At 70.8% G+C, this 24,620-nt stretch carries 26 protein-coding genes and 2 pseudogenes; 14 read left to right on the plus strand and 14 right to left on the minus strand.

Features of this window, described 5'->3' with window-relative positions; all coding sequences use genetic code 11:
• Positions 1-256 precede the first annotated feature (256 nt).
• The gene (locus MOV08_RS09235; RefSeq protein WP_275306983.1) at positions 257-493 is read left to right on the plus strand and encodes a hypothetical protein; all 237 of its coding nucleotides are present in this window, start codon (positions 257-259) and stop codon (positions 491-493) included.
• A 13-nt stretch (positions 494-506) separates the two neighbouring features.
• Here the strand turns inward: MOV08_RS09235 and MOV08_RS09240 are convergent, their stop codons facing one another.
• Together MOV08_RS09240 and MOV08_RS09245 are read right to left on the minus strand one after the other, a co-directional pair.
• The gene (locus MOV08_RS09240; RefSeq protein ID WP_338057384.1) at positions 507-758 is read right to left on the minus strand and encodes an LPXTG cell wall anchor domain-containing protein; all 252 of its coding nucleotides are present in this window, start codon (positions 756-758) and stop codon (positions 507-509) included.
• Between the two features lie 36 nt (positions 759-794).
• Positions 795-1,022: pseudogene (locus MOV08_RS09245) on the minus strand (chaplin); the annotation flags it as partial.
• Positions 1,023-1,389: 367 nt separating this feature from the next.
• Between MOV08_RS09245 and MOV08_RS09250 the strand changes: the two are divergent.
• Positions 1,390-1,566: a hypothetical protein gene (locus MOV08_RS09250; protein WP_275306984.1), complete on the plus strand. Its 177-nt coding sequence runs from the start codon at positions 1,390-1,392 to the stop codon at positions 1,564-1,566.
• A 376-nt stretch (positions 1,567-1,942) separates the two neighbouring features.
• Positions 1,943-2,233: a hypothetical protein gene (locus tag MOV08_RS09255; RefSeq protein ID WP_039630967.1), complete on the plus strand. Its 291-nt coding sequence runs from the start codon at positions 1,943-1,945 to the stop codon at positions 2,231-2,233.
• 301 nt (positions 2,234-2,534) lie between these two features.
• On the opposite strand, the gene MOV08_RS09260 is transcribed toward MOV08_RS09255, so the two are convergent.
• Together MOV08_RS09260 and MOV08_RS09265 are read right to left on the minus strand one after the other, a co-directional pair.
• On the minus strand, positions 2,535-2,882 hold the full coding sequence (locus tag MOV08_RS09260) for a hypothetical protein (protein WP_039630969.1): 348 nt from the start codon (positions 2,880-2,882) through the stop codon (positions 2,535-2,537).
• A gap of 129 nt (positions 2,883-3,011) precedes the next feature.
• Complete coding sequence (locus MOV08_RS09265) at positions 3,012-3,242, minus strand: hypothetical protein (protein ID WP_420834286.1); 231 nt, start codon at positions 3,240-3,242, stop codon at positions 3,012-3,014.
• 1,099 nt (positions 3,243-4,341) lie between these two features.
• Between MOV08_RS09265 and MOV08_RS09270 the strand changes: the two genes are divergently transcribed.
• The 3 genes from MOV08_RS09270 (at position 4,342) to MOV08_RS09280 (ending at position 5,652) form a co-directional block, all read left to right on the plus strand.
• Positions 4,342-4,584, plus strand: coding sequence for a hypothetical protein (locus tag MOV08_RS09270; protein WP_039630971.1), 243 nt, complete (start codon positions 4,342-4,344; stop codon positions 4,582-4,584).
• Between the two features lie 325 nt (positions 4,585-4,909).
• Entirely contained in the window at positions 4,910-5,185 is a 276-nt protein-coding gene (locus tag MOV08_RS09275) for a hypothetical protein (protein WP_039630972.1), read from the plus strand.
• 128 nt (positions 5,186-5,313) lie between these two features.
• Complete coding sequence (locus MOV08_RS09280) at positions 5,314-5,652, plus strand: hypothetical protein (RefSeq protein ID WP_039640356.1); 339 nt, start codon at positions 5,314-5,316, stop codon at positions 5,650-5,652.
• 354 nt (positions 5,653-6,006) lie between these two features.
• Here MOV08_RS09280 and MOV08_RS09285 read toward each other — a convergent pair whose 3' ends face one another.
• The 4 genes from MOV08_RS09285 to MOV08_RS09300 form a co-directional block, all read right to left on the minus strand.
• Complete coding sequence (locus MOV08_RS09285; RefSeq protein ID WP_039630974.1) at positions 6,007-6,282, minus strand: hypothetical protein; 276 nt, start codon at positions 6,280-6,282, stop codon at positions 6,007-6,009.
• 329 nt (positions 6,283-6,611) lie between these two features.
• A complete protein-coding gene (locus MOV08_RS09290) occupies positions 6,612-7,409 on the minus strand; it encodes a hypothetical protein (protein ID WP_275306985.1) in 798 nt (265 codons plus the stop codon).
• A gap of 749 nt (positions 7,410-8,158) precedes the next feature.
• A complete protein-coding gene (locus tag MOV08_RS09295; RefSeq protein ID WP_039630977.1) occupies positions 8,159-8,437 on the minus strand; it encodes a hypothetical protein in 279 nt (92 codons plus the stop codon).
• 289 nt (positions 8,438-8,726) lie between these two features.
• On the minus strand, positions 8,727-9,224 hold the full coding sequence (locus MOV08_RS09300) for a hypothetical protein (RefSeq protein WP_039630979.1): 498 nt from the start codon (positions 9,222-9,224) through the stop codon (positions 8,727-8,729).
• Positions 9,225-10,009: 785 nt separating this feature from the next.
• On the opposite strand from MOV08_RS09300, the pseudogene MOV08_RS09305 reads away from it, so the two are divergent.
• From MOV08_RS09305 to argG, 3 genes and pseudogenes are all read left to right on the plus strand, one after another.
• A pseudogene (locus MOV08_RS09305) lies at positions 10,010-11,301 on the plus strand (PP2C family protein-serine/threonine phosphatase).
• 84 nt (positions 11,302-11,385) lie between these two features.
• A complete protein-coding gene (locus tag MOV08_RS09310) occupies positions 11,386-11,622 on the plus strand; it encodes a hypothetical protein (protein WP_039630984.1) in 237 nt (78 codons plus the stop codon).
• Positions 11,623-11,996: 374 nt separating this feature from the next.
• Entirely contained in the window at positions 11,997-13,451 is a 1,455-nt protein-coding gene (gene argG / locus MOV08_RS09315) for an argininosuccinate synthase (RefSeq protein WP_275306986.1), read from the plus strand.
• Positions 13,452-13,563: 112 nt separating this feature from the next.
• Here argG and MOV08_RS09320 read toward each other — a convergent pair whose 3' ends face one another.
• Positions 13,564-14,982, minus strand: a complete 1,419-nt coding sequence (locus tag MOV08_RS09320; RefSeq protein WP_039630988.1) for an amino acid permease — start codon at positions 14,980-14,982, stop codon at positions 13,564-13,566.
• A 248-nt stretch (positions 14,983-15,230) separates the two neighbouring features.
• Here MOV08_RS09320 and MOV08_RS09325 point away from each other — a divergent pair, with 248 nt between their 5' ends.
• The 4 genes from MOV08_RS09325 to MOV08_RS09340 all read left to right on the plus strand — a co-directional run bounded on the left by MOV08_RS09325 (position 15,231) and on the right by MOV08_RS09340 (position 19,163).
• Positions 15,231-16,610, plus strand: a complete 1,380-nt coding sequence (locus tag MOV08_RS09325; RefSeq protein ID WP_275306987.1) for an MFS transporter — start codon at positions 15,231-15,233, stop codon at positions 16,608-16,610.
• Positions 16,611-16,789: 179 nt separating this feature from the next.
• Positions 16,790-17,455, plus strand: coding sequence for a class I SAM-dependent methyltransferase (locus MOV08_RS09330; protein ID WP_275306988.1), 666 nt, complete (start codon positions 16,790-16,792; stop codon positions 17,453-17,455).
• Positions 17,456-17,573: 118 nt separating this feature from the next.
• Positions 17,574-18,239: an SDR family NAD(P)-dependent oxidoreductase gene (locus MOV08_RS09335; RefSeq protein WP_275306989.1), complete on the plus strand. Its 666-nt coding sequence runs from the start codon at positions 17,574-17,576 to the stop codon at positions 18,237-18,239.
• A gap of 99 nt (positions 18,240-18,338) precedes the next feature.
• Complete coding sequence (locus MOV08_RS09340) at positions 18,339-19,163, plus strand: class I SAM-dependent methyltransferase (RefSeq protein WP_275306990.1); 825 nt, start codon at positions 18,339-18,341, stop codon at positions 19,161-19,163.
• 37 nt (positions 19,164-19,200) lie between these two features.
• On the opposite strand, the gene MOV08_RS09345 is transcribed toward MOV08_RS09340, so the two are convergent.
• From MOV08_RS09345 to MOV08_RS09360, 4 genes are all read right to left on the minus strand, one after another.
• On the minus strand, positions 19,201-19,908 hold the full coding sequence (locus tag MOV08_RS09345; RefSeq protein WP_275306991.1) for a restriction endonuclease: 708 nt from the start codon (positions 19,906-19,908) through the stop codon (positions 19,201-19,203).
• 194 nt (positions 19,909-20,102) lie between these two features.
• A complete protein-coding gene (locus tag MOV08_RS09350) occupies positions 20,103-20,930 on the minus strand; it encodes an SDR family oxidoreductase (RefSeq protein WP_275306992.1) in 828 nt (275 codons plus the stop codon).
• Positions 20,931-20,991: 61 nt separating this feature from the next.
• Positions 20,992-21,630 (minus strand): response regulator, encoded by a 639-nt coding sequence (locus MOV08_RS09355; RefSeq protein ID WP_039640358.1) that lies wholly within the window; start codon positions 21,628-21,630, stop codon positions 20,992-20,994.
• Positions 21,627-22,871: a sensor histidine kinase gene (locus tag MOV08_RS09360; protein ID WP_275306993.1), complete on the minus strand. Its 1,245-nt coding sequence runs from the start codon at positions 22,869-22,871 to the stop codon at positions 21,627-21,629. Before MOV08_RS09360 ends, MOV08_RS09355 begins: the two co-directional genes overlap by 4 nt.
• Positions 22,872-23,050: 179 nt before the next feature.
• Between MOV08_RS09360 and MOV08_RS09365 the strand changes: the two genes are divergently transcribed.
• On the plus strand, positions 23,051-23,491 hold the full coding sequence (locus MOV08_RS09365) for a hypothetical protein (RefSeq protein WP_039631003.1): 441 nt from the start codon (positions 23,051-23,053) through the stop codon (positions 23,489-23,491).
• A 48-nt stretch (positions 23,492-23,539) separates the two neighbouring features.
• Here MOV08_RS09365 and MOV08_RS09370 read toward each other — a convergent pair whose 3' ends face one another.
• Entirely contained in the window at positions 23,540-24,529 is a 990-nt protein-coding gene (locus MOV08_RS09370; protein ID WP_275306994.1) for a LysR family transcriptional regulator, read from the minus strand.
• Positions 24,530-24,620: the final 91 nt, after the last annotated feature.

Consider the following 24,620-nt stretch of genomic DNA (forward strand, 5'->3'; position numbering starts at 1 on the left):
CCCTGTGTGTCGCCGACCTACCCGCCATGGCCGCGCGTAGAGCGTCGGAGCCGGACCCCGGCTCGTGTGTGGCCGCTCCTGGCCTGTCGAGGGTCACGAGCCGGGGCTGCACACCGGCCGGGCACCCGAATTCCCCGCCCGCAGCCCCCCTGTCCGCCGCAGCGCGCGGCACCACCGCGCCCGTCACACGACGGAGCCGGCACCCGTCGACCGACGTGTACCGGCTGACTCCCCGCGGCAACTGCCCCACGCCCCCGTGCCCACGGGCAAGAAACCCCTCTCGCGGGACGGCACGAGCCGAGCGCCCACACGTCGGCAGTTCACCGTCGCCGACGGCGAACTGCCGCGTCAGACCACCTGCGACCCACGCCGCGACGATGTCCACATCCGCGCCGAGCGCATCCCGACGATCCAGGTGACCGAAGAACTCGACGTCACCTCGCCGAACACTGCGCTCCGCACCGATCCTCCACCGCCGCGGCTTGAGAAATAACCGCTGTTCTCGTTCAGATACGAGCGGCGCGGCGGCCCCGGCGGTAGAGCAGGGTGCCACCCATCAGCAGCACGACGCTGCTCGCGATCGCCAGGCCGGTCTCTGCCTCACCGGTCTTCGCCAGCTGGGGGCGAACAGGAATGTGGCGGTGGACCCGGTGCTCGGGAGCGGGGGCCGGCGCCGGAGCGGCCGGCACATGCGCGTGCGGTGCCGCCGGGCGTTCGTGACGCATCTGCGGCTTGTTGCGGTGCTCCTTCTCCTTCATTCTGCGGTGGTGCGGCCGCGCATGACCCTTCTCACCGTTGACGCAGTCGTTGCCGAAGGCGGGGTTGAGCGCCCCGACCACGTCCACGGTGTTGCCGCATGCGTTGACCGGGATGTGAACGGGCACCTGGACCTGGTTGCCGGACAGGACACCGGGGGACCCGGTGGCGGATCCCCCGGCTCCGGCGTCGGCGACCGACGCGCCGGCCCCTGCGAGCAGCAGGCCGCCAGTGGCGACCGATGCGGCAATGACCTTTTTGATCACGTGACTCCTCCTTGACAGCGCGGCCACATCCGCGGACCGCACAACACACAACGACGCCGGACGCAGAAAGCTCCGAATGCGCCATTTCGATCACTCTTTCAGCTTGATGTGCATACTCACTTCGGGAGAGAGGTGCTAATTATGTTTGTATGCCGATGCTTTTCTCATGACGCCGAGTCGCGGCAAATTCCAGGAAAATAACACCCCGGCAACACCTTCATATTCGTATTTCTAATCTACAAAAAGGCATACGGAAGGGCGCCCCGAGTGCGGCATGCCACCCGTTCGTACGGAACTCGCAGGTGACCTCGGAGCGCCCTGATCGGCAAGGGGTTGCTCAGTGGCCGAGCAAAGGCAACCGGCCGAGATGGAGAGGCCCGATATCGCTGGCGACCTTCAGCGGGTCACCGATGATCCCGCGGCCGCCCGCACCGAGGCCGCCGGCGTGGGCGGGTACCGAGAGGACCCCGGTGAGAGCCACGGCTCCCAGAAGGGTGACAAGGGCACGGCGCATGACTGCTCCTACTTCGTTCCGTACTGCTGACGTGCGGTTGGCACAGGCCACCCTGGCACTCGCGCACCGCCGACTCCCCCGCCCACGCCAAGCGGTCACCTGATCGCGCGACGCCGAAAAGCCCGAACAAGCCGCACCCCGATATCAACGCGCCGCCCATACGACAGAAGCCCCGCACTCCACCCCCTCGAATACCTTCGACCAAACAGGGGAATTCGACCTGACGCCAACTCCCACCCCGTGCCACCGACGCCCGAAAACCGCCCCCCGTCCACCAAGTCGCAAATTCGACATCATACAATCCGGCGCGTCGTTGAACGACTTCAGAGGCATTTCGTATTAGCCTCCCTGGCAGTACGAAGTCGTTGCATAAACGACCTCACCCGCTCAATTCACCGGAGAAGAAATGCGCAAGCTTCACAAGGCTGCTCTCGTGGCTGCTGTCCTCAGTAGCGTCACCATCCTCGGTGCCGGTACCGCCAACGCCGATGGCGAGAGGGGCGGCGGCAGCGCCCGCTTCGACATCAAGCAGAGCGCCGAGTGCAGATCACACGACACCAACGTCGACATCCTCGGTGAGGTCGGGATCGCGAACGGTCTGGGCGGCAACCTCCTCAACGGCGAAGGCTCGCCGGGCGCGCAGAACACCCACATGGGCTCGGCCATGGGCTGCAACAACGGGGCGTTCAGCAAGTAACCGAAAATAGCCAGGGGTTCCGGCATCCAGGTCGCAGACCGGGCGCCGGAACCCCTGCATGCCGGGGCCCGAATCCCCTCCCGCCGGGGCACGTTGACCCCCGACGCCTTCGCCCCCGACGGCACGCCGCGGCCCACGACTCCGGGCGGCACCGCAGAGCAGAAGAGCCCCACGCCCGGCCGAGTTCGCGGCGCCGACCACCTCCGCACACAACCAAGGGACCGGTCGCCGACGTGCGACCGGTCCCTTGGCACGGCAGCCGACGCGGGATCACCCGCCCCGACCGTCCGTCACATAAGGCTCAGAGGTTGACGTGCGGACCTTTGAAACCCTTGGGGGCCGAGAAGTGGTTGGAGCAGTTCATCTGCGGACCGACGTTCGTCTCCTGGTCGCCCAGCAGACCGTTCTCGGGCCACACCACACGGTCCCTGGCGGTCGACGCGCACCGCTGCTCCTGATCGATGACGATGTGCTTGCCGTCCTTCGTTCGGTAGGCGGCCTCGTACTTGTGAACGCAGACCTTGTTACCCGCCTCGCCGCGGCTGCACTGATCCCCGCCCTCTGCATGCGCTTGGGAAGCGATGGCGGAGGCCGCGGTGAGGCCGCCCATCAGTGCCACGATTGCTGCGATCTTCTTGCGACTGAACATGTACTGCGTTCCTTTGTGGTTGACGCCCGGGCGCGATGCACCGAACGAGCCCGCGCCCGAGCCCTGAGAATGCCGAAAAAGGGTTCTGGTGCCCGGACCCGAAGGCCGGACACCAGAACCCCGTCTTGCTTACTTGCGGAGGGCAGCGCCGTTGTTGCAACCCATGTTCGAACCCTGGCGGGTCCCCTGCTCGCCGGCCTTGCCTTCGCCGTTGAGCGCGTTGCCCAACACACCGTTCAACAGGCCGACCTGGCCGAGGACGTCGACGTTCAGGTCGTGCGACCGGCACATGGTGTTCTGCTTGATCGACACCTCCTGGCCCTTGTCATGGCCGGACTGCTGGGCCGGACCCTGCTGCACCGGAGCCTGAGGAGCGGCCTGCGGAGCAGGAGCCTGCTGGACGGGGGCCGGCGGGGCGGCCTGGGGAGCGGGGGCCGGCGCGGGAGCCGGCTGGGCCGGAGCCTGCGGGGCGGCCTGCGGAGCTGGAGCCTGCTGGACCGGAGCCGGCTGAGCAGCCTGCGGTGCGGGAGCCTGAGGAGCGGCCTGCGGAGCCGCCTGCTCGCCGTGCGGGGAACCGCCGGTGGCGACGGCGCCTGCCGCGGACTGGGATACGGCCCAGGCCGCGACCTGCGGCCCGCCGCCGTACCCGTCAGCCAGGCTGACTCCGGCGCTGACGGTGGAGAAGCAGCCGACGGCTGCGACGACGATGGCAACTCTCTGAAGTTTGCGCATGGAACCTTTGATCCTTGATTGCGTGGGATGGAGATGACATGCCGCGATTACCTAGTGTGAGGATATGCAGACCCAGAGTGGCCAATCATGGATTTCGCTCCTCTACACACTTCGTGTCGGACCCGCAACAGGAGGCCCCACCACTTACGCCCACGACGAGCCGGCCACGGCGCACCCCGGCGCCCCGTACCGCGAACGAAGTACGCGCAGCGATCACCGCAGACCCACGCCGAGGAATCCCCAACCGTTAAACGCACACGGCTAGTTGACGCCGACACGAGCAGCAGAAAAAGCGCGCGACGGGATCCGGGGCACGCCAGATGGCGTCTACCGAACCCTTCTCCTGCGCCCTCCGGCAGGGAAACGAGACGGGCCCCCAACAGGGGCACGGGAGCCGCCCAACTGTCACCCGTTTGCCATCGGCGCCGTGTCCGCGATTCTCGAGAATCGACGAAAGCGCCGGCACCAAAAGCCCGACGACGGATGCGCACAATCCGAAATGACGGCACGTCAGACAGCTATATGGACAGCGCCTTGACGCAGGCCGGACCCCAACTCCCGCAGCACCGCGACACGGAGCGCCTCGCCGCGGGCCGGCGAGGCGCCCGTCACCCACCCGACACAATGCGCACAACGGACTGGAACGCTCAGATTGGCTACTGCTAGTGTGCGCGCAGTCACAGCCAGCAAGCAGGGCTTAAGTACAGGTACGAAGGTCGAGGGTTCCATGCGCAAGCTTCAGCAGGTCATGATCGTGGCCGCAGCGGCCGGCGGTCTGTCCGCCGTCGGTGCCGGGGTCGGCACTGCCTACGCCCACGAGGGCGGGAGGTCGCACAACGAGCTCTTCCGTCCGTACCAGGAGTGCAGCCCGCAGACCGTAGCCGATGCCAACCTCCCGCTCGGCGTACTCGCCGTTCCCGAGACCTGGGGCACCACCTGCGGCCAGTTCAACCACTCCTTCACCAAGTAGGACCACCGGGATCGTCGCACCCGACACCGGACGCGGGCCCTTCGGGAATGTTCCCCCGAAGGGCCCGTTTTCTTGTTGCCGGCCGGCACGCGCCGCACCGATGCGGCCGAACGAGTGGTTCACCAAGGACCTTTCGAGCCCCCCTCGGCCCGTTGAATCCCCAACCCACCAGGAACTTGGGATCGTTACGGGCGTTCAACCAACCCAGGAAGCTTCTAACATCCGGCGCGTCTCCCAGCAACCGAGAATCTTTCGTATTAACTATCCGCAACTGCACGAAATCGATCGGTAACCGATCGTTTCCGCACCAACCCACGGAGAAGAAATGCGCAAGCTTCAGAAAGTTGCTGTCGTAACCATCGCCCTGGGAAGCATCGGATTCCTCGGCGCCGGCACCTCGTACGCCAGCGGGGGCGGCGGCGTCGGCGTCCACCAGGGCTCTCAGTGCCGGACGCACGACCTGAACGTCGACGTCCTCGGCGAGGTCGGCATTCTCAACGGCGTGTTGGCCAACGTCCTCAACGGCGAGGGTTCCCCGGGCGCGCAGGCCACCCCGATCGGTTCGAGCATCGGCTGCAACAACAGCGCGCTCGGCAAGTAACCGGGCGGGGTTCCGGTGTCCGACCTGCGGGTCCGGGCACCGGAACCCCTTTCGGCATTCTCAGAGCTCGGGCGCGGGTCCGTTCGCGGTCACCGCGCCCGAGCATCGACCACAAAGGAATGCAGTACATGTTCAGTCGGAAGAAGATCGCAGCCGTCGCGGCACTGATGGGCGGCCTCACCGTCGCCTGTGTCATCGCCCCTCAGGCTCAGGCAGCGGACACCAGAGGACTCTGCACCCGGGACGTCCAAGGGAACGTCAGCTGTCTTCAGAAAACGACCAGTGACGACGGCAAGTACAGCCTCACCCAGCAGCAGAACTGCCAGCCGTCGTCGCCCCTCCGGCTCCCCACACACGGAGTGCTCAATCCGGGGAGCATGATGGTCGGGCCCGCCGTCACCTGCAGCAACTCGGCTCCGGTGCCCGGCGACTCGCAGCCCGCAACGGATGAAGAAAACCGCGGGTGAGCTGTGGTGCGCATCGTCGACGGGCATGGCGAAGCCGGGTCTCCTGCAAGACACGCAGGCGACCCGCGAGCATCCCGTCGACCGGAGCCGGTCGACGCGCCGCCGGGCAACGTGACGGCACGCGCGCCGAACCGGCAGCACCACAGGCTGCTTTCCCCTTCTGTCTGATCACGGGGTGACGACCCACAGCACCCCGTCAAACGGTGGATGGCCGGGCCGAGTTGATGTCGGTCCGGCCATCCGCCGTTCGTGTGCCCGGCGAGCGTACGCGCCGCCCTGCAAACAAAGCGTCCCGGCGCCGAGTTCGTGGCTCGGCACCGGGACGGTGAAAGCTCCTGCGTGATGGGCAGTCGCTCAGAAGGCGCTGTTGTCGCAGCGGAAGTCCGAGCCCAGGTGAGAGGGCTGCGAACCGGGCGCGCCCTCGCCGTTGAGGGCGTTGCCCAGCGGGCCGTTGAGAAGTCCCACTGCCCCGAGGACGTCGATGTTCATGTCGTGCGACCGGCACTCGGTGCCCTGACTGACGTCGAGGTCGTGCCCCGGCTCGCCGTGGGCGTATGCGGTGCCTGCGCCGAAGGCTCCGACGCTGCCGAGTGCGGCAGCCACGACGGCGACCTTGTGGAACGTGCGCATGTCTTCTCCGGTGATTGAGCGGTTGTGACGGGTGGTTGGACTGCTTCTTGCTGCCACGGAGGCCGGTGTGGTGCCCCGTGGCGCGGCATCGGCAGGCCGGAACGGGCAGCCCCCTGCACGGCGAGCGCAGAGGAACCCTTGGAGTTCGGGTGCACGAGGGTTGATCGGGAAGGGGAACGGCGCACCGGACAGCGTCCATGAACTGCGACTCCGGACTCAACAGACCTGTTCTGTCCGGCTGTTGTGACCGGAGTGCGCTCGGCGGCGACAGTCGGTGGCTCGGCCCCGCTGTCGCCGCGGTTCGGCGCCGGTACGCCGGAGCGTCCCGGTCAGGCCATGCGGGGCAGGTCGAGCTGACCCAGCGGAGGCGCCGCCAGCCGCCCCATGCCGAGCGGGGACACCTGCGGAACGTCCGGGGAGATCAAGGGATTGACCAGCGGATTGACCTGCGGGTTCACCTGAGGCGACACCCGGGGAGCGGGCTGCGGGGAGAAGACCTGCGGGACGGAGACCTGCGGCGCCACCTGGGGCGTGACCTGCGGGGCCGCCTGGGGGGCGACCTGCGGGGCCTGAGCCGGGGCCGGGGCCGACGCCTGCGGGGCGGACTGGGGGCCGCCGGGAGACGTGGAGGCCATTGCGGCACCGCCCGAGGTGGCCGCGGCAGTGACGTGCGGCGCCTCGTACTGCGGGGCCGCCTGCGGCTGCGGAGCGGGGGCCGGAGCCGGTGCGTACTGCTGCGGAGCAGGGGCCGGAGCCGGGGCCGGGGCCGGTGCGTACTGCTGCGGAGCGGGGGCCGGAGCCGGAGCCGGCTGCTGCACGTACTGCGGAGCCGGAGCCTGGGGTGCCGGCTGCTGCACGTACTGGGGCACCGCCTGCTGCGGAGCTGGCTGTTGGACGTACTGCGGAGCGGGGGCCGGCGCGGGAGCCGGCTGCTGCGCGTACTGCGGCACCGGCTGCTGCGGAGCGGGGGCCGGCGCGTACTGCTGCGGAGCCGGGGCCTGAGGAGCAATGGGCGGGGCGGCACCGTTGTACCCGGCAGGAGCATCGGCATGACTCACGCCGGCGCCGATGGTGGACAGACCGCCAGCCGCTGCGACGACGAGTGCGATCTGATGAAGCTTGCGCATAAAACCCTCGGCCCTTCATTACCTGTATGGAAATCTGATTACTTATCGCTGTCTTGAGTGCGCAAACAGAGGTAATCGCGGGCTTCGCGCCCTGCGCACCCCGTGCAAAGCCACGGCGGGAGCCACTCGAAGGACCGCGGCGACACCAGCCGTAGGACTCTCCGACGGACCTCGGATTCGGCGGTGCAGCGCATCGCTTCGCCTCCGATTCACGTCGGGCACCGTGTCGACATCGTCGCCGCAGACCGCCCAAGTGCCGGGAAGCAGAAGCCATCCCGTCCGGCGGCCCATTGACCCATTCGCTGTTCTCTCCCACCGAGGAACGGCGCATCCCCGGGCCTGGTCACGGGAATCGGTGCACGGTCACCCGTTTGCCCAGCGGCATGAATCATTTGGAGTGTCAGCGGCGTGGACGCGGGTCCGCGACGCCCGAACCCCTATACCGACATCGCCAACTTCGCACCCAGGAAGGGGCATTGTCGATGATCGCGGACACCACCGAGGATACGCGGGCGCGGTCAAGCGGAAGCCACGATGAAAGGATTCTTTCGCGATAATGCGACCGGAGTTCGGGGGGAATTGGGCCGGAGCGGTGACTTCGCACTCGCCCCGGTCGCAGCAAGAGGAACCCATGGCGAACCGATACGCGCGGAGACGGTCTCAAGGATCGCAAAAAGGGTTCTCGACGCCGGCCTTACGGCTCGGCGTCGAGAACCCTATGGGTGACCTGCTCGACTGCTACTAGCGGGTCAGAACGCGCTGTTGTTGCAGCCCATGCTCGAACCCATGTGAGTGGACTGCGCGCCCGGCGAGCCCTCACCGTTGAGCGCGTTGCCCAGCAGGCCGTTGAGGATGCCGACCTCGCCGAGGACATCCACATTCAGGTCATGAGAACGGCACTGGCTGCCCTGCTTGATGTCGAACTTGCCGCCGCCCATGCCGCCGTCGGCGTTGGCGGTGCCGGCGCCGAGGAAGCCAACGCTACCGATGGCAGCAGCCAAGACGGCCGCCTTGTAAAGCTTGCGCATTTCTTCTCCGGAAGTTTGAGCCGATGTGATCTGCGGTGTACCGACTTCGTACACTTGAGGAGGCTAATACGAAATATCCATCATCCTTGAGCGACGCGCCGGATTATGGGATCGAAGTTTTAGGAAGTTGCCCCGGAACCTGAGCAGTTCAGGCGCACATGAGTCCGAGTGGCCCAAGACACCGCAATGGACCGGATTCGGGCCGCGCCCCAAGGTCCCTTTGCCCAGGTCACGCAAGAAGGCCCTTCGAGGGAATCCCCTCGAAGGGCCTGCGGCGGTCGTCGCCTTGCTACCTGGCCGTTGCGTGGGCGTTGGCCTGGGCATTGTTCTGGGTGCAGTCGAAGCCCCGCGTCTCAGGAGTGGCCAGCAGGCCGATCGGGACGTTGGCGTCGAGCAACGACTGCGGGCTGCACTCCTGGTACGGGCGGAAGGCGTTGTTCTGGTCGTGCGGACCGGATTGCGGCAGGAGCTGCGCCACCTGAGGCGAGAGTTGCGGGTTGAGCTGCGGGTTGAGCTGCGGGGACACGTCCGGGCCGCCCTGCGGAACGAGGGGTTGCGGAGCAGCGGCCTGCTGCGGCGCGGCCTGCTGCGGGCCTCCGTGCGATCCGGAAGTGTGCGACGTGGCGCCCGAGGCCGTCCAGGCGTCTGCCTGCGGGGCGTCCGGTTGAGTGGCGGTGGGCGGGCCGCTGTACCCGACAGGAGCGTCGGCGTGGCTAGCGCTGGCGCCGATGGTGGACAGACCGCCAGCCGCGGCGGCGACGAGCGCGATCTGGTGAAGCTTGCGCATGGAACCCTCGGCCCTTCATGACCTGTATGGAAATCTGATTACTTATCGCTGTCTTGAGTGCGCAAACAGAGGTGACCCCGGGCTTCGCATCTTGCGCACCCCGTGCAGAACCACGGTGGAAGCCTTCCGCGGGACCGCGGCAACACCCGTCGTAAAGGCATCCGGGGCGGCCGGGATTCGATGGCGCGGTCCATCGTCTCTCCTCCGATTCGCTTCGGACGTCGCGTCGACGTGGTGGCCGCGGGCCGCCCCAATTGCCAGGGACGAGAGACGATCCCGGCCAGCGGCCCATAGGCCCAACAGCTGTTCTCTCCCAGCGGGGAACGGCACTTGCCCGGGCCTGGTCACGGGAATCAATGCACGGTCACCCATTTGCCCACCGGTATGAATCATTTGGAGTGCCGGTGCCCTTTCCTTAGTGGAAGGGGGTGTGTCCGAAGCCCTTCGGATGGTCGCCGGTACGCGGTGCTCGGCGGAGGGGCGGACGTTCGGAAGCGGTGGGCTTCGGTCCTGTCGTTGACCGCAGTTGACCGTCCCGTCGGCAGGCGCGGGTCGTTGGCGCGGGCGTCCCGGGAGGTCGATGCCGCCCGATGGGTTTGTCGAACTGGATTTCGTGGGGCGGAAGTTGTGGTGGGGAGGGGCGGTGGGCGGTGAGCGTTCGTGTGGGCGGCGGTCATGGAGCGCGGCGGGGTGCTTCGTGTGCTCTTGTCCGAATGCGACCATGACGCATGGTTTTTCGACGGCTGGCGCATCTGCGCCGACGACCGGATCCGAGCCACGCCCTGATGCTGATTCCGATCGGGTTGATCGTCGCGGTGTGCTCCGCGGATGCCCTCTCACCGCCGGACGTCCATCTGCGGCCGCTCCTGGTCGCCGCCCCGGCCCTCGGCGCGGCCGTCGCCGGGCCGGTGCCGACCGCCCTGATCGGTGGGCTGGCGCTGGCCGCCGACCTCATCGTCGCCGCCCTGCAGGGCGTGTTGTTCACGGAGAACCTCTACGCGCAGATCGGTGCCCTGATCGTGGTCTCCGCACTGGTCTTCGTCTTCACCGTCGTACGGGAACGCAACGAACGCCGCCTCTCCCGCAGCCGCTCCGTGGCCGCCGTCGCCCAAAAAGTCCTCCTACGCCCCCTCCCCCCACACAGCGGCGACCTCGAAATCGCCTCCCTCTACCTCCCCGCCGAAGAAGAAGCAGAAATGGGCGGCGACCTCTTCGCCGCCGCCCGCACCACCGCCAGCACCCGCCTGATCATCGGCGACGTCCGCGGCAAAGGACTCCCCGCCTACAGCCACGCCGCCCTCATCCTCGGCGCCTTCCGCGCCGCCGCCCACCGCCAAGCCACCCTCCCCCGCCTCGCCCGCCACCTCGACGGCGCCATCCGCTGGGACACCAGCCAATGGCACACCACCACCAACAACACCAACCCCAACACCAACACCGGGACCGGGGTTGATACCGAGGCCGACACCGGGACCGGAACCGGGACTGGTGCCGGCGTCGGGGCTGGGGCTGGGGCCGAGGAGACCTTCGCCACCGTCTCCCTCCTCGACATCCCCGACCACCGCCACGAACTGAGCACCATCAGCTGCGGCCACCCACCCCCACTCCTCCTCCGCAACGGCCACGCCCACCCCCTCACCCCCCACCACACCGCCCTCCCCATCGGCCTCGGCACCCTCGCCGGACCCCCCAACTACCCCATCGAAACCTTCCCCTTCCACCCCGGCGACCTCCTCCTGCTCTACACCGACGGCGTCACCGAAGCCCGCAACCCCCACGGCACCTTCTACCCCCTCACCGAACGCGCCCCCGCCTGGACCCACCACACCCCCACCACCTCCTCCAACAACTACGCCAAGACCTCCTCACCCACACCAACGGCCGCCTCACCGACGACGCCGCAGCCGTCGCCATCCGCCGCCTCCCACCCCACCCCCACACCCCGACCCGAACGGCGCGTGACGGGCCGTCGGGGGTGCGCCCGAAAGTTGATCGCTATACCTCACGGCTGGGCCGTTCGTGCTGCTCGACACGGCGTGTCGAAGCCCCCAACCCCCGGATGGCTGCGCCGGGGTGAGCAATAGTATGTATATCGGATTAGCCTCCGAATCAGCGCAAACTGGATCTTTGATGCCTGTTCCGCTCGATTCAAGGAGGAAAAATGCACAAGCTTCGCAAGGCCGCTGCAGTGGCTGCCGTGATCGGCAGCGTCGGGCTCCTCGGCACCGGTACCGCTCACGCCCAGAGCAGCGGAGAGCACGGCGGCGGCTGCAAGAACCACGAACTGAACCTCGACATCCTCGGCGAGGTCGGAATCGCCAACGGCCTGCTGGCCAACTTGCTCGGCGGCGAGGGCAGCCCCGGCGCGCAGGTCACCAGCGCGGGCAACTGCCGCTAAGGAACCCCCGCCACAAGCCGCGCAAATTACCCGCAACGGCCTCGGCGCCAGGGCGACAAGCCCGGGCGGCGGGGCCGTTCGCCGCTCTTCGCGAGTCATACGGGCCCCGCGACAGGCCGGCGCGCCGTCTGGTCACTTGGCGGAATTCCGTCGATCAGGACGGAAGCGAACGGCGCGTTGCGAGCGGGGGGAGGCGGTTCCTCCTGTTGCTGCCGGTGGACGTGGACGGTCCATTGGGTCCACGTGCGGTGAGACCGCAGCGATGGCCCGGAGAACGCCTGACACGCCGACCGTCGACGCCCCCTGGGGGGCCGCCGGACGGCGGGCCATACCTCCAGGTTGCATGACCATGCATTCCGATGCATAATCTTTCCATGTCTAAGGTCCTCACCTCCCTTCCGGCCGGCGAGCGCGTCGGCATCGCCTTCTCGGGCGGCCTCGACACCTCGGTCGCGGTCGCGTGGATGCGCGACAAGGGCGCCGTCCCGTGCACCTACACCGCCGATATCGGCCAGTACGACGAGCCCGACATCGCCTCGGTGCCCGGCCGGGCGAAGACCTACGGTGCCGAGATCGCGCGCCTGGTCGACTGCCGTGCGGCGCTGGTCGAGGAGGGCCTGGCCGCGCTCACCTGCGGGGCGTTCCACATCCGCTCGGGCGGGCGGGCGTACTTCAACACCACGCCGCTCGGCCGCGCCGTCACCGGCACGCTCCTGGTGCGGGCGATGCTCGACGACAACGTGCAGATCTGGGGCGACGGCTCGACGTTCAAGGGCAATGACATCGAGCGGTTCTACCGGTACGGCCTGCTGGCCAACCCGAACCTGCGGATCTACAAGCCGTGGCTGGACGCGGCCTTCGTCAGCGAGCTCGGCGGCCGTAAGGAAATGTCGGAGTGGCTGCTCGCCCACGACCTGCCCTACCGGGACAGCACGGAGAAGGCGTACTCCACGGACGCCAACATCTGGGGCGCCACCCATGAGGCCAAGACGCTGGAGCACCTGGACACCGGCGTGGAGACCGTCGAGCCGATCATGGGTGTGCGGTTCTGGGACCCGGACGTCGAGATCCTCACCGAGGACGTGACGATCGGCTTCGACCAGGGCCGGCCGGTGACGGTCAACGGCAAGGAGTTCGCCTCCCCCGTCGACCTGGTCATGGAGGCCAACGCCATCGGCGGGCGCCACGGCATGGGCATGTCGGACCAGATCGAGAACCGGATCATCGAGGCCAAGAGCCGCGGCATCTACGAGGCGCCCGGCATGGCCCTGCTGCACGCCGCGTACGAGCGGCTGGTCAACGCGATCCACAACGAGGACACCCTCGCCCAGTACCACAACGAGGGGCGGCGCCTGGGCCGGCTGATGTACGAGGGGCGCTGGCTGGACCCGCAGGCGCTGATGGTGCGCGAGTCGCTGCAGCGCTGGGTCGGCGCGGCCGTCACCGGCGAGGTGACGCTGCGGCTGCGGCGCGGTGAGGACTACTCGGTCCTCGACACCACCGGCCCGGCCTTCAGCTACCACCCGGACAAGCTGTCCATGGAGCGCACCGAGGACTCCGCGTTCGGCCCGGTGGACCGGATCGGCCAGCTGACCATGCGCAACCTGGACATCGCCGACTCGCGCGCCAAGCTGGAGCAGTACGCCGGCCTCGGCCTGATCGGCACCGGCAGCCCCACCATCGGCGCCTCCCAGGCCGCCGCGACCGGGCTCATCGGGACCATGCCGGAGCTGCCGGAGGGCGGCGCCGAGGCCATCGCCTCGCGGGGCGAGGTCTCCGAGGACGACGCCATGCTGGACCGGGCCGCGATGGAGTTCGGTACGGACTGACGCCGCCGGGCGAGCCCCCGCGGGGGGCTGTGCGGACGGAGAAGGCCGGCTCGGCGCGGTGCGCGTCGAGCCGGCCTTCTCCGTTGGCCGGGGCCGGTGGCGGCGCCCCCGGCTACTGCTGGGCGGCGTCGGCGGTCCGGCGGGCGCGGCGCCGCCTGACGCGGTCCGCGCCGATCAGCGCCGCCACCACGACGGCCGTGCCGGCGAGCTGCTGCCGGCCGTCCCCGCTAGTGGCCATGACGGCGAAGACGCCGAGGATGGCGGCGAACGCCAGCCAGGTGAGGTAGGGGAAGCCCCACATCCGCACCAGGAGCTGATCGGGCGCCTCGCGTTCCAGGCGGCGGCGCATCCTCAGCTGGGTCAGGCAGACGATCGACCAGACAACCAGCACCGAGCAGCCGGCGATGTTGAGCAGCCAGGCGAACACGGTGGTCGGCCAGATGATCCCGGCGATCACCGCCGCGAAGCCGAACACACAGGACGCCACCACGGCGGCGGCCGGGATGCCCCGGGTGACCTTGCCCAGGAAGCGCGGGCCCTGGCCCCGGCTGACCAGCGAGTACGCCATCCGCGAGGAGCCGTAGATGTTGGCGTTCATCGCGGAGAGCAGGGCCACCAGCACCACGATCTGCATGATCGTGCCGGCGGCCGGGATGCCGAGCCGGTCGAGCACGGTGACGTACGGGCCGTCCGTGGCGACCTTCGGGTCGTTCCACGGCACCAGGGTGACGACCACGGCCATGGAGCCGATGTAGAACACCGCGATGCGCCAGACGGCGGTGCGGACGGCGCGGGCGACGTTGTGGCTCGGCCGGTCGGACTCGGCCGCCGCGATGGTGACGGTCTCCAGGCCGGCGAAGCCGGAAATGGTGGTCAGCAGCCCTGCGGCGAGGCCGGCGGCGCCGGTCGGGAAGAAGCCGCCGTGGCCGGTGAGGTGGCGCGTGCCCGGGGCGTCGCCGAACACTCCGAGGATGCCGAGCACGCCCAGCACCAGGAACGCGACGATCACGGTGACCTTGATGGCGGCGAACCAGAACTCGAACTCGCCGAAGTTCTTGACCGCGGTCAGATTGCTGGCGCAGAAGAACGCCATGAAGATCGCCACCCAGCCGTAGGCGGGGATGAACGACACCCAGGTGTGCATGATGGCGCCCGCCGCGGTGGCCTCGGCGGCCACGCCCGCGCAGAGCATCAGCCAGTACATCCAGCCCGAGGTGGTCCCCGCCCAGGAGCCGAGTTCCTCCTCGGCGTGTACGGAGAACGAGCCGGTGGAGGGCCGGGCCGCGGACATCTCGCCGAGCATCCGCATGATCAACATGACCAGGGCGCCGGTGCCCACGAAGAGGAGCACGATGGCCGGGCCCGCCGCGGCGATGCCGACCCCGGAGCCCACGAAGAGCCCCGCGCCGATCACCCCGCCGAGCGCGATCATCGACAGATGACGCTGCTTGAGTCCGTGCGACAACGCGGGCGCGGCGTCCTGCACGGCCTGCGGGGAACCCTGGGTTGACCGGGTGAGATTCCGAGTCATGGTCGTGCCTGTTCATTGCTTGAGACGTTCGATGAGCCTGACGAGTCTGCGGGGCGGGTGACGCGCGGGGTGTGAACGCCCGCTATTCGGACGCCGCGCTCACGCGGAGTGAGGGGGTGGATACGCCCGGAGAGTCCGGTACGCCTGGAACATTCCGGTCCGGCATGGCGAACTCCACGCGGCGGTGCGGGAGTTCGCGATGCCGGGCACGGCCGGGACGGGCCCGGCGGGCGGGGAAGGCTTCCGTCATGAGGATTTCCACTGACGGGCCGTCCAGCGGGACGTCCGGGGCGGTGCTCGCGCGCCGGAGCGTGGTCGCGGGTGCGGTCGGCAACTTCATCGAGTGGTACGAGTTCGGCGTCTACGCGTACTTCGCCACCACCATCGCGGCCGACTTCTTCACCCCGCAGGGCGGCGGGGCCGCGGAGGCGCTGGTCAGGACGTATGCGTCGTTCGCGCTGGCGTTCTTCTTCCGGCCGGTGGGCGCGCTCCTCCTCGGCCGGGTCGGGGACCGCTACGGGCGCCGGCCGGCGCTGGTCGCCGCGGTACTGACGATGACCGCCGCGACGACGGCGATCGGCCTGCTGCCCACGTACGCCACGGTCGGTGCCGTCGCGCCCTGGCTGCTGACGGCGTTGCGGATCGCGCAGGGCCTGTCGGCCGGTGGGGAGTTCGGCGGCGCGGTCGCCCTGATGACGGAGAGCGCACCGCCCGGGAAACGGGGGGTGTACGGGGCGTGGCAGTCGCTCACCGTCGCGTTCGGGCTGCTCGGGGGTGCCGCCGCCGCGACGCTGGTGACGTCTGCGCTGACGGAGAGTCAGGTCGCGGGGTGGGGATGGCGGCTGCCGTTCCTGGCGGCGCTGCCGATGGGGTTGGGTGCGCTGTGGCTGCGGCTGCGACTGGCGGAGTCGCCGGCGTTCGTGCGAGCCGCGCGGGCGGATCGGGTTCGGGTGCGGGTGGCTCCGGGGGCGGCCGGGAAGTCGACGGCCGGGCAGGCGGTGCCCGGGGCGGCGGCCGGGGAGTCGGTGTCGGCGAGGACCGTGTTCGCGGTGGTGGTGGGATGCGGGCGGCTCATGGCGTGGTCGGCGGCCGGGTACACCTTCCTCGTGGTGCTGCCGACCTACCTTCAGCAGACGGTGGGCAGGAGCGCGCAGCAGGCTCTGCTGGCCACGGTCGTCGCCAACCTCGGCTTCGCCGCCGCGATCGTGCCGGCGGGCGCGTTGAGCGACCGGCTGGGCCGGCGGCCCGTGATGGCCACCGGGGCGGTCCTCGCGGCGCTGTCGGCGCTGCCCCTGCTCCACGTCGTGCAGGATCCCGGTGCCCCGGTGTGGCTGACGTGCGGCGCGGTGGCGCTCGCCGGTGCCCTGGTGGGCCTGTTGGCCGGTCCGGGGCCGGCGATGCTGGCCGAGATGTTCCCCACGCAGGCCCGTCACACCGGCCTCGGCGTGGCCTACGCGCTGGCGAACGCGGTCTTCTCCGGCTGTGCGGGCCTGCTGATCACCGAGCTCGTCCGCCGCACGGGCAACCCCGACGTCCCGGCGTACTACGTCGTCGTCACCTGCGCCGTGGGGGCGCTCGCCCTCGCCACCTCGCGGGACGACGGTCATCGCCGGGCGCTCCGGGACTGAGGGCCGCCGGCCGGCGGCGGACCTCCCAGGGCACCGGCCGGGACGCCGGCCGGACGACCGACCAGGGGCACGGCCTCCGGGCGCGTCCGGGCTTTCGCACCCCCGTACTAGTGTGGAAGGTGCACTACGCACGAAGCGAGGGCGCGCACCGGGCGAGGGCGCGCACGAGGCGAGGAACGATGGCGCACGGCGAGCGGGGGCTGGCGGCCGACCAGTGGCGTCACTGGCAGGAGACCTACTCCGCGCACCCCGGCATGTACGGGAGCCGGCCTTCCGCGCCGGCCCGGCATGCCGCCGAGGCGTTCCGTGCCGCCGGTGCCGCGAAGGTGCTGGAACTGGGCGCCGGCCACGGCCGCGACGCCCTGCACTTCGCCCGCGAGGGCTTCACCGTCCACGCGACCGACTTCAGCGCCACCGCCCTCGACCAGCTGCGCCACGCCGCCCGGGTCGAGGGCCTCGGCGACCGGATCACCACCTCCGTGCACGACGTCCGTGAGCCGCTGCCGCTGGCGGACGACTCCACGGAGGCGGTCTTCGCGCACATGCTGCTGTGCATGGCGCTGTCCACACCCGACATCCGGGCCCTGGTCGACGAGGTCCGGCGCGTCCTGCGCCCGGGGGGCGTGTTCGTCTACACGGTCCGGCACACCGGCGACGCCCACTACGAGGCCGGTACCGGACACGGCGACGACATCTACGAACACGGCGGCTTCGCCATCCACTTCTTCTCCCGGCGCCTGGTCGACGACCTCGCCGAGGGCTGGTGCCTGGCGGACGTCCACGCCTTCGAGGAAGGCGAACTCCCGCGCCGTCTGTGGCGCGTCACCCAGACCCTGCCCCGCTGAGCGGACCGGGCCCGGCCGCGGCGCGGAATACCCGGCGGGCGCCTCGGAGTTACCCCTGCGACCGACTTGGTCGGCGGCAGTCGATCGCCCCGGCGCCAGTGAAGGAAGTTGACGCACCATGACGGGAACGACGTTCGTGATCGGGGCGGGGCCCGGCATCGGCCAGGCCGTGGCCCGGCGGTTCGCCGAGGACGGCGCGTCGGTGGCGGTGCTGGCCCGCTCCCGGTCCACCGTCGACGGCGCCGTCGCGGCGGTCGAGCAGGCCGGCGGCACGGCTCTCGGCCTGCTCGCCGACGCGGCCGACGAGGCATCGCTGCGCTCCGGCCTGGACGCCGCCGTCGAACGGCTCGGCGTCCCGGACGTGCTCGTCTACAACGCCGCCTGGGTCCGCTACGACCGCCCCGGCGAACTGTCCGCAGCGGAGCTGACGGCGACGCTACGGGTCAACGTGGTCGGCGCGGTGAGCGCGGTGACGCACCTGGCTCCGCGCATGGCGGCGGCCGGAGGCGGCACCGTTCTGCTCACGTCCGGTATGCCGGCCCCGCGCGCCGGGGCGACGAGCCTGTCCCTCGGCAAGGCCGCGCTGCGCGCGGCCCGTTCGGTGCTCGCCGACGAGTTCGGGCCGCGCGGGGTGCACCTCGCCACCGTCACCGTCGGCGGACCGGTCTCCCCGGGATCCGCCCTCGACCCCGACCGGATCGCCGAGCACTACCTGCGGCTCGCCCGGCAGTCGGCCGGGGCGTGGGAGCACGACGTGCTGATCGACGGCGGAACGGTCGAGTAGCGAGAGGCCCGGTGCGAACGGTCGGTGCGGCCGGTGCGGCCGGCCGATCCACGACGGGCGCCCTCCCCGTCGGCGGGCCGGTCGCCTACCGTGGTGTCCATGCCGTACGGGACTCCCGGCCATGACCCGGCGTCGGCGCGGTTGCGCCGGCACATCTTCGGCGACGACGCCGAGCAGTACGACACGGCCAGACCCGGCTATCCCCCGCAACTCGTCCAGGACGTCCTGGACTTCTCCGCTCTGGCCGCGCGCGACCCGGCGCTGGAGGTCGGTGCCGGAACGGGCAAGGCGACGCTGGCCTTCGCGCGGTCCGGCGTACCGGTGACCTGCGTCGAGCCGGACGTCCGCATGGCCCGGGTGCTGCGCCGCCGCTGCGCGGAACTGCCCGAGGTCACCGTCGAGGTCGCCGACTTCGAGAGCTGGCGCCCCGGGCGGCGCTACGGGCTGCTGTACTGCGCACAGGCATGGCACTGGGTCGATCCCGCCGCACGCTGGGACAGAGCGCGGGCCGCACTGTCGCCCGGTGGAGCGATCGGGCTCTTCTGGAACCACTGGTTCCTCTCGTCCGGTGAGCTGGCGGAGCGCCTGACCGCCGCCCACGCCCGGCACGGCATCGAGATACCCGCGGACACCCTCCTCGATCCCCGCCCCCGCCCCGCGCGCCGCGGCCCGGAGTCCCGGCAGTGGCGCGAGATGACGGCGGCCGGCTTCGTCGCCCCGGAGCACCGCCTCTACACCTCCGTCCACGAACGGTCCACGTCCGCCCTGCTCGGCCTGCTCGCCTCCTACGGCGGCTACCGGGCCCTCCCGGCCCGGCCCCGCGAGCGGGTCCTCGACGAGGTGGCCCGCATCGTGGACGCCCACGGCGGACACGCGCAGGTGAGGGTGATCACGAGCCTCTTCCTGGGGCGGACGGCGCGCTAGCGGTGCCGTGTCGTGCCGACACGACGGGCGACACGACCTAGGCCCAGGGCGGGCGGCCACCGCCGGCCCAACGGGCCAGGCCGCGGCCGTCGATCAGCCGGAGCGGTGCGGCGAGCGAGGCGTTGGCGACCTCGGCGTCGCGGGTGAAGCGGGAGGTGGTGACGATCACGGCGTGGTCGCAGCGGTGGTAGTCGCGGTACGTGCCGTTCGCGGTGTAGATCGCGGGGGCGCCGACCCGGTTGCCTTCGGCGTACCGCTTGCACTGCACGGCGACCCGTCGGCCGTCGTGCAGGACGACGAGGACGTCCAGCCCCCGGTCGTTGGCGCCGCCGGAAACGGTCGCGGAGCGCACGGCGGGGTCGCGGCGGGCGAGGTCGGCGACGGCGTGCTCGAACTGGGTGCCGGTCATGTGGTGGTACGCGGCGAGGGTGTGGGTGACGTCCCGGCGGGGCCCGATCGGGCCGGGGAGGTGGAGGCGGCCGGTGCGGGCGAGGAAGACCGACGTTGCGCCGGCGACGGCGAGAACGCCGAGGACGAGGGTGGTGACGGGGTACTCGCGCGCGACCGCGACGAGGGCGACGAGCAGCAGGCCGGCGACGACGAGGCGGGTGGCGGCCTGCTCGCGCGCGCGGCGTCGGGCGGCTCGGCCGCGGGGGCGGCGGCCGGGGCGCCGGGTCGGGCGGCGGGCGGGACGTCGGCCGGGACGCCCTGTGGTGGCGCGTGGTCGTCGGGCTCGCGTGGTCATGCGGGTTCCTCCCCCTGTCGGTTGCCGTCGGCAGCCGTCCCGACCTCCGGGTCGACCGCCGTCGCCCCGCTCACCGGCAGGACCCCTCCCGGCCCTCCTGTGTAGCCCGAACCCGATGGCGCTGCCCCGCAGTTGCAAAGGGTTGGCGCGAACGTGCCGGTGGCCGGCGGCCGAGCCCGGGGGCCGTCAGGCCGTCAGCGTTCGCGGCGGAGGAAGGTGCGGGCGCCGCGCAGGGTGGTGCGTAGGGTGCGTTGGGTGCGGGCGCTGTCCAGGCGGACGTCCAGCGCGCCCGGGGAGCCGGTGTCGGCGCGGCGGCCGGCGGGCAGTCGGGAGGCGTCCAAGGCGTCGCGCTCGGCGATCAGCACACCCAGTTCATGGCGGCTGACCGCGTCCGCTCCGGCAAGGTGGCACACCCCGGTGTGGGCGGAGGCGGTCAGTTCCAGGAGGGCCCCGGCGAGGTCGGCGACGTGAACGGGGCACCGGAACTCGTCGGTGAACAGCGCGCCCTCGCGCCGCCCGGCGGCCAGGTCGTGGACCAGGGCCTCGTGCGCGGAACCGCCGTCGCCGATGATCAGCGAGGTGCGGGCGACGACGGCGGCCGGGGCGAGCAGCCGGATCGCCGTTTCGGCGGCGGCCTTCGCGGCACCGTACGGCGTGAGCGGGTCCGGTGCGGCGGATTCGTCGTAGTGGACGTCGGCACCGGAGAACACGGCGTCGCTCGACACCTGCACCAGCCGGGCCCCGTGCTGCGTGGCGGCCACGGCCAGCCGGATCGCGCCGTCGGCCGTGATGGCCCAGTCGGTCTTGCGATACGCCGCGTTGACGACGACGTCCGGTCGGGCCGCGCCGAGCACCCGGGGAAGCTGCTCGCCGCGGCGGAGGTCCAGGGGCAGCCAGCGGGCCCCGGGGACGTCGCCGGCGCGGGTCGCGAAGGTCGCCGTCACGGTGTGGCCGGCCGCCGTCGCCCGCTGGATCAGCTCGCGGCCCAGGAAGCCACTGCCGCCTACGATCAGGATGTTCATGGAGCGTGAGGCTAGAGCCTGGGGGTGTCCCGTGACAGTCCGTCGCGGTCCGTGGCGGCTTCTAGCCGCTCACGCCCAGGAAGCGCAGCACCGCCAGGACGCGGCGGTGGTCGCCCTCCGCCCTGGGCAGGTCCAGCTTCGCCAGGATGTTGTTGATGTGTTTGGCCACCGCGCTTTCGCTGACCACCAGTTGGGCGGCGATGCCCGCGTTGGAGCGGCCCTCGGCCATCAGCGCCAGCACCTCGCGCTCGCGCTCGGTCAGGCGCCCCACCGGGTCGCTGGGGCGCCGCACCAGCAGCTGTGCCACCACCTGCGGGTCCAGGGCCGTGCCGCCGGCCGCGACCCGGCGCAGCGCCTCGATGAACTCCTCGACGTCGGCGACCCGTTGCTTGAGGAGGTAGCCGACGCCGCTGGTGTTCGTCGCGAGCAGTTCGGCGGCGTAGCGCTCCTCGACGTACTGGGACAGCATCAGGACGGCGGTGTCCGGCCACTGCTGCCGGATGACCAGCGCGGCCCGCACCCCCTCGTCGGTGAAGCCGGGCGGCATCCGGACGTCGACGACGGCGATGTCCGGGCGGTGCTCCTCGACGGCCCGCAACAGCCCTTCCGCGTCACCGGCCTCGGCCACCACCTCGAACCCGGCGGTCTCCAGAACTTTGACCACGCCGATCCTGAGCAGGACGGAGTCCTCGGCGATCACAGCGCGCTTGGCAGCGTGCACGGCAGCTCCACGGTGATGGTGGTCGGGCCCCCGCGGGGGCTGTCGATGGCGAGGGTGCCGTCCACCGAGGCCACGCGGTGCGTGAGCCCGGTCAGGCCGGTTCCCCCGGAGGGGTCCGCCCCTCCCCTGCCATCATCGACGACCCGGACCCGCAGCGTGTCACCGGCCCGTGCGACCGTCACCTCGGCCCGACTGGCCCGTGCGTGCTTGGTGACGTTCGCCAGCGCCTCGGAGACGACGAAGTAGGCCACCGCCTCCACGGCGGGCGCGGCCCGCTCGGGCACGTCGACGGCGAGTTGGACGGGCAGCGGCGCCCGGGCGGCGATGCCGGAGAGCGCCGCGTCCAGTCCGCGGTCGTCCAGGACGTGCGGGTGCAGGCCGCGTACCAGGTGGTTGAGTTCCTCCAGGGCCTCCTTCGCCTCGCGGTGCGCCTCGTCGATGACCGCTCGGGCCTCGGGCGGCAGATCGGTGAGGGTGGCCCGGGCCAGGCCCAGGTTGACCGCCAGGGACACCAGGCGCTGCTGCGCGCCGTCGTGCAGATCGCGTTCGATGCGGCGGCGCTCGGCGTCCGCGGCGGCCAGCGTCTCGGCCCGGCGTTCGGCCAGGTCCTCGACGCGCTGTGCCAACTCCTCGGCCCGGCTGGGCCCGAGCAGCCGCCGGGCGATCACCGACTCCAGGCGTAGCAGGGCACCGGTCAGGCGCGGCAGGAACGGCAGGACGACCAGCCCGGCCACGGCCATCTTCCAGCCGTCGACGTTGGCCCATTGGATGAAGGCCCACTCTTGTGGAAACAGCCAGTACCAGGCATAGAACGTGATGCCGCCGATGCTGCCCACCCACAGGGCGAGTGCCACGGCCTCCACGACGCCCAGCACCGGACCGGCCAGCTGGTGGTAACCGAGGTGGCGCCAGTACGCGGCGGTGCGCAGCCGGCCCCGGGCACGCCGGAAGGCGTCGGGGGCCTTCACGGGTGGGGTGTGGGGGATGTCGGTGTCCGCGTACGCGGCGAAGCGGCGGCGCTGGAGCCAGGTCACCGATGTCGCGCCGGCGGTGGCGAACAGCAACGGGGCCACGGCCACACCGGGTGCGTAGACGACGGTGAGGCTGAACCACACCCACAGCAGGAAGGCGGCACCGTGCAGCAGGACGCCGGTGTACAGGAAGGCGGCCTGCGCGCTGAGACGGGTCCGGCGGCCTGGCCGCCCCTCGGATCGGGTCATGGGTACGACGGTAAACGCCCAGGTCAGCGGGGGCTATCACGCCTGTATCCGGAACCGTGGTGAAGCTGGTGCCACCCCAGGTCGGACAGCGGTGCTACTGACTGCGGGCGGCGGGGAGCGGAGTGTTGATCACGAGCCCGACGGACGGGTTCGCGACACCGGAAGGATCCTCCGCCGCCATGGCCCTGAGCACCCTCACCCCCCTTGCGTACACGGGCCGTTGCTGCACGGGGACCCGCGTCGGCCGCGGTGGGCCCGCGCGCCCCGGCCGGGCGCGCCGCTGGCAGGGCCGCATACTCGTGGGCTCCGGGCTCGCCCTCCTGCCCTGGCTCGGCTACCTCGCGGGCACCCTGCCGCCGGTCGAGGCGATCGCCTGGGTCACCCTCGATGTGTTGGAGGCCGTCGCCCTGCTCGCGGCCGGTACCCGCCTGTGGCGCGCCGACCTCCGGCACCGCGCCCCCGCGGCCGCCGCGGCCGTCCTCCTCCTCGCCGATGTCTGCGTCGACGTCGCCACCGCCGCCCCCGGCCCGGAACTGGCCGTCGCTGCCGCGATGGCCGTCGCTGCCGAACTGCCGTTGGCGGCCCTGTGCGGGTGGCTGGCGCGGCGTCGGTCCGCCTGACCCGGGGGGATGGGACACGGTGCTCGGCCGCGTCCGCCGGCGGTCACCTCACTGGCGTTCGGCCAGGCTGGCGACGGAAGCGTCCGGGTCCGTCCGGGGGCTGGGGGCCGGCGGGTCGGTGGGAAGGCCCTCGTCGCGCAGAGCGCGGCAGACGTCCGCCAGGAGGGCGAGGTGCGGGGCGTCGCCGTCGGCCTCGGGCCAGGCGATCGCGAACGTACACGGCGGCAGGTCCGTCACGGGGAGGTAGCGGACGTCGGGCCGCGGATAGAGTTCGGCCGCGACGGCCGGCAGGAAGGCCCGGGCGCCGTCGAACGACACCGCGGACAGCAGGGATTCGACGCGGGAGACCTCGTGTGCGGTGTAGCGCACCGGGACGCCGTCCGGTCGCGGGTCGACGGACCAGAAGTCGCGTACGGCCCGGGGCACCTGCGGCGTCAGGCTCACCATGGGGCGATCGGCGAGGTCCGCCAGGCAGACCGAGGCGCGCTGGGACAGCGGGTCGGTGCTCGATAAGCACGCCACGCGCGCCTCCGTCGTGAGCGGCTGGATGTGGAAGTCCTCGGCCACCGGCAGATAGACGAAGGCCGCGTCGATCCGGCCGGTCGCCAGGCCCGTCACCTGCTCGACCAGGTCCACCACGCGGAAGTCGATCTCCAGGGCGGGGTGTCGGGTGGTGAGGCCGGCGATGACGCGGCGGGTGGCACCGAGCGCGGTCGCGCAGTCGGTGAGTCCCACCCGGAGCCGGAGGCCGCCGCCCTCGGCCAGTGAGGACAGGGCCGCGTCGCGCAGTTCGTCCGTCGCGCCGACGATGTTCCGCACCAGCGGCAGCAGCGCGCGACCGACCGGGGTGACCTCCACCCGCCGGCTGGTGCGGGTGAACAGCCGGACTCCCAGCCGGCGTTCCAGGGTGCTGATCTGGAGGCTGAGGGCGGGCTGGGTGAGGTAGAGCCGCGCCGCGGCCCGGCCGAAGTGCAGCTCCTCGGCCAGCGTCAGCAGCGACCGCAGTTGCTGAACCGACGGATCGTAGACACCCGCCATGGACGCCTTCCTCCCATTTGATCAATGGATGGCACCCCGTCATCCATCAGGCATGTTAATCGATGGATCCTTGCGTAGGGCCTTGATCCGG

The organism is Streptomyces yunnanensis (assembly GCF_029011865.1).
In the GTDB taxonomy this organism is placed as follows: Bacteria; Actinomycetota; Actinomycetes; order Streptomycetales; family Streptomycetaceae; genus Streptomyces; species Streptomyces yunnanensis.

What these genes read in the sequence shown, in the direction of transcription:
- MOV08_RS09240 (WP_338057384.1), bottom strand. Translation starts at nt 758, where the DNA reads ATGAAGGAGAAGGAGCACCGCAACAAGCCGCAGATGCGTCACGAACGC.
- MOV08_RS09250 (WP_275306984.1), top strand. Translation starts at nt 1,390, where the DNA reads ATGGAGAGGCCCGATATCGCTGGCGACCTTCAGCGGGTCACCGATGAT.
- MOV08_RS09255 (WP_039630967.1), top strand. Translation starts at nt 1,943, where the DNA reads ATGCGCAAGCTTCACAAGGCTGCTCTCGTGGCTGCTGTCCTCAGTAGC.
- MOV08_RS09260 (WP_039630969.1), bottom strand. Translation starts at nt 2,882, where the DNA reads ATGTTCAGTCGCAAGAAGATCGCAGCAATCGTGGCACTGATGGGCGGC.
- MOV08_RS09270 (WP_039630971.1), top strand. Translation starts at nt 4,342, where the DNA reads ATGCGCAAGCTTCAGCAGGTCATGATCGTGGCCGCAGCGGCCGGCGGT.
- MOV08_RS09275 (WP_039630972.1), top strand. Translation starts at nt 4,910, where the DNA reads ATGCGCAAGCTTCAGAAAGTTGCTGTCGTAACCATCGCCCTGGGAAGC.
- MOV08_RS09280 (WP_039640356.1), top strand. Translation starts at nt 5,314, where the DNA reads ATGTTCAGTCGGAAGAAGATCGCAGCCGTCGCGGCACTGATGGGCGGC.
- MOV08_RS09285 (WP_039630974.1), bottom strand. Translation starts at nt 6,282, where the DNA reads ATGCGCACGTTCCACAAGGTCGCCGTCGTGGCTGCCGCACTCGGCAGC.
- MOV08_RS09290 (WP_275306985.1), bottom strand. Translation starts at nt 7,409, where the DNA reads ATGCGCAAGCTTCATCAGATCGCACTCGTCGTCGCAGCGGCTGGCGGT.
- MOV08_RS09295 (WP_039630977.1), bottom strand. Translation starts at nt 8,437, where the DNA reads ATGCGCAAGCTTTACAAGGCGGCCGTCTTGGCTGCTGCCATCGGTAGC.
- MOV08_RS09300 (WP_039630979.1), bottom strand. Translation starts at nt 9,224, where the DNA reads ATGCGCAAGCTTCACCAGATCGCGCTCGTCGCCGCCGCGGCTGGCGGT.
- MOV08_RS09310 (WP_039630984.1), top strand. Translation starts at nt 11,386, where the DNA reads ATGCACAAGCTTCGCAAGGCCGCTGCAGTGGCTGCCGTGATCGGCAGC.
- argG (WP_275306986.1), top strand. Translation starts at nt 11,997, where the DNA reads ATGTCTAAGGTCCTCACCTCCCTTCCGGCCGGCGAGCGCGTCGGCATC.
- MOV08_RS09320 (WP_039630988.1), bottom strand. Translation starts at nt 14,982, where the DNA reads ATGACTCGGAATCTCACCCGGTCAACCCAGGGTTCCCCGCAGGCCGTG.
- MOV08_RS09325 (WP_275306987.1), top strand. Translation starts at nt 15,231, where the DNA reads ATGAGGATTTCCACTGACGGGCCGTCCAGCGGGACGTCCGGGGCGGTG.
- MOV08_RS09330 (WP_275306988.1), top strand. Translation starts at nt 16,790, where the DNA reads ATGGCGCACGGCGAGCGGGGGCTGGCGGCCGACCAGTGGCGTCACTGG.
- MOV08_RS09335 (WP_275306989.1), top strand. Translation starts at nt 17,574, where the DNA reads ATGACGGGAACGACGTTCGTGATCGGGGCGGGGCCCGGCATCGGCCAG.
- MOV08_RS09340 (WP_275306990.1), top strand. Translation starts at nt 18,339, where the DNA reads ATGCCGTACGGGACTCCCGGCCATGACCCGGCGTCGGCGCGGTTGCGC.
- MOV08_RS09345 (WP_275306991.1), bottom strand. Translation starts at nt 19,908, where the DNA reads ATGACCACGCGAGCCCGACGACCACGCGCCACCACAGGGCGTCCCGGC.
- MOV08_RS09350 (WP_275306992.1), bottom strand. Translation starts at nt 20,930, where the DNA reads ATGAACATCCTGATCGTAGGCGGCAGTGGCTTCCTGGGCCGCGAGCTG.
- MOV08_RS09360 (WP_275306993.1), bottom strand. Translation starts at nt 22,871, where the DNA reads ATGACCCGATCCGAGGGGCGGCCAGGCCGCCGGACCCGTCTCAGCGCG.
- MOV08_RS09365 (WP_039631003.1), top strand. Translation starts at nt 23,051, where the DNA reads ATGGCCCTGAGCACCCTCACCCCCCTTGCGTACACGGGCCGTTGCTGC.
- MOV08_RS09370 (WP_275306994.1), bottom strand. Translation starts at nt 24,529, where the DNA reads ATGGCGGGTGTCTACGATCCGTCGGTTCAGCAACTGCGGTCGCTGCTG.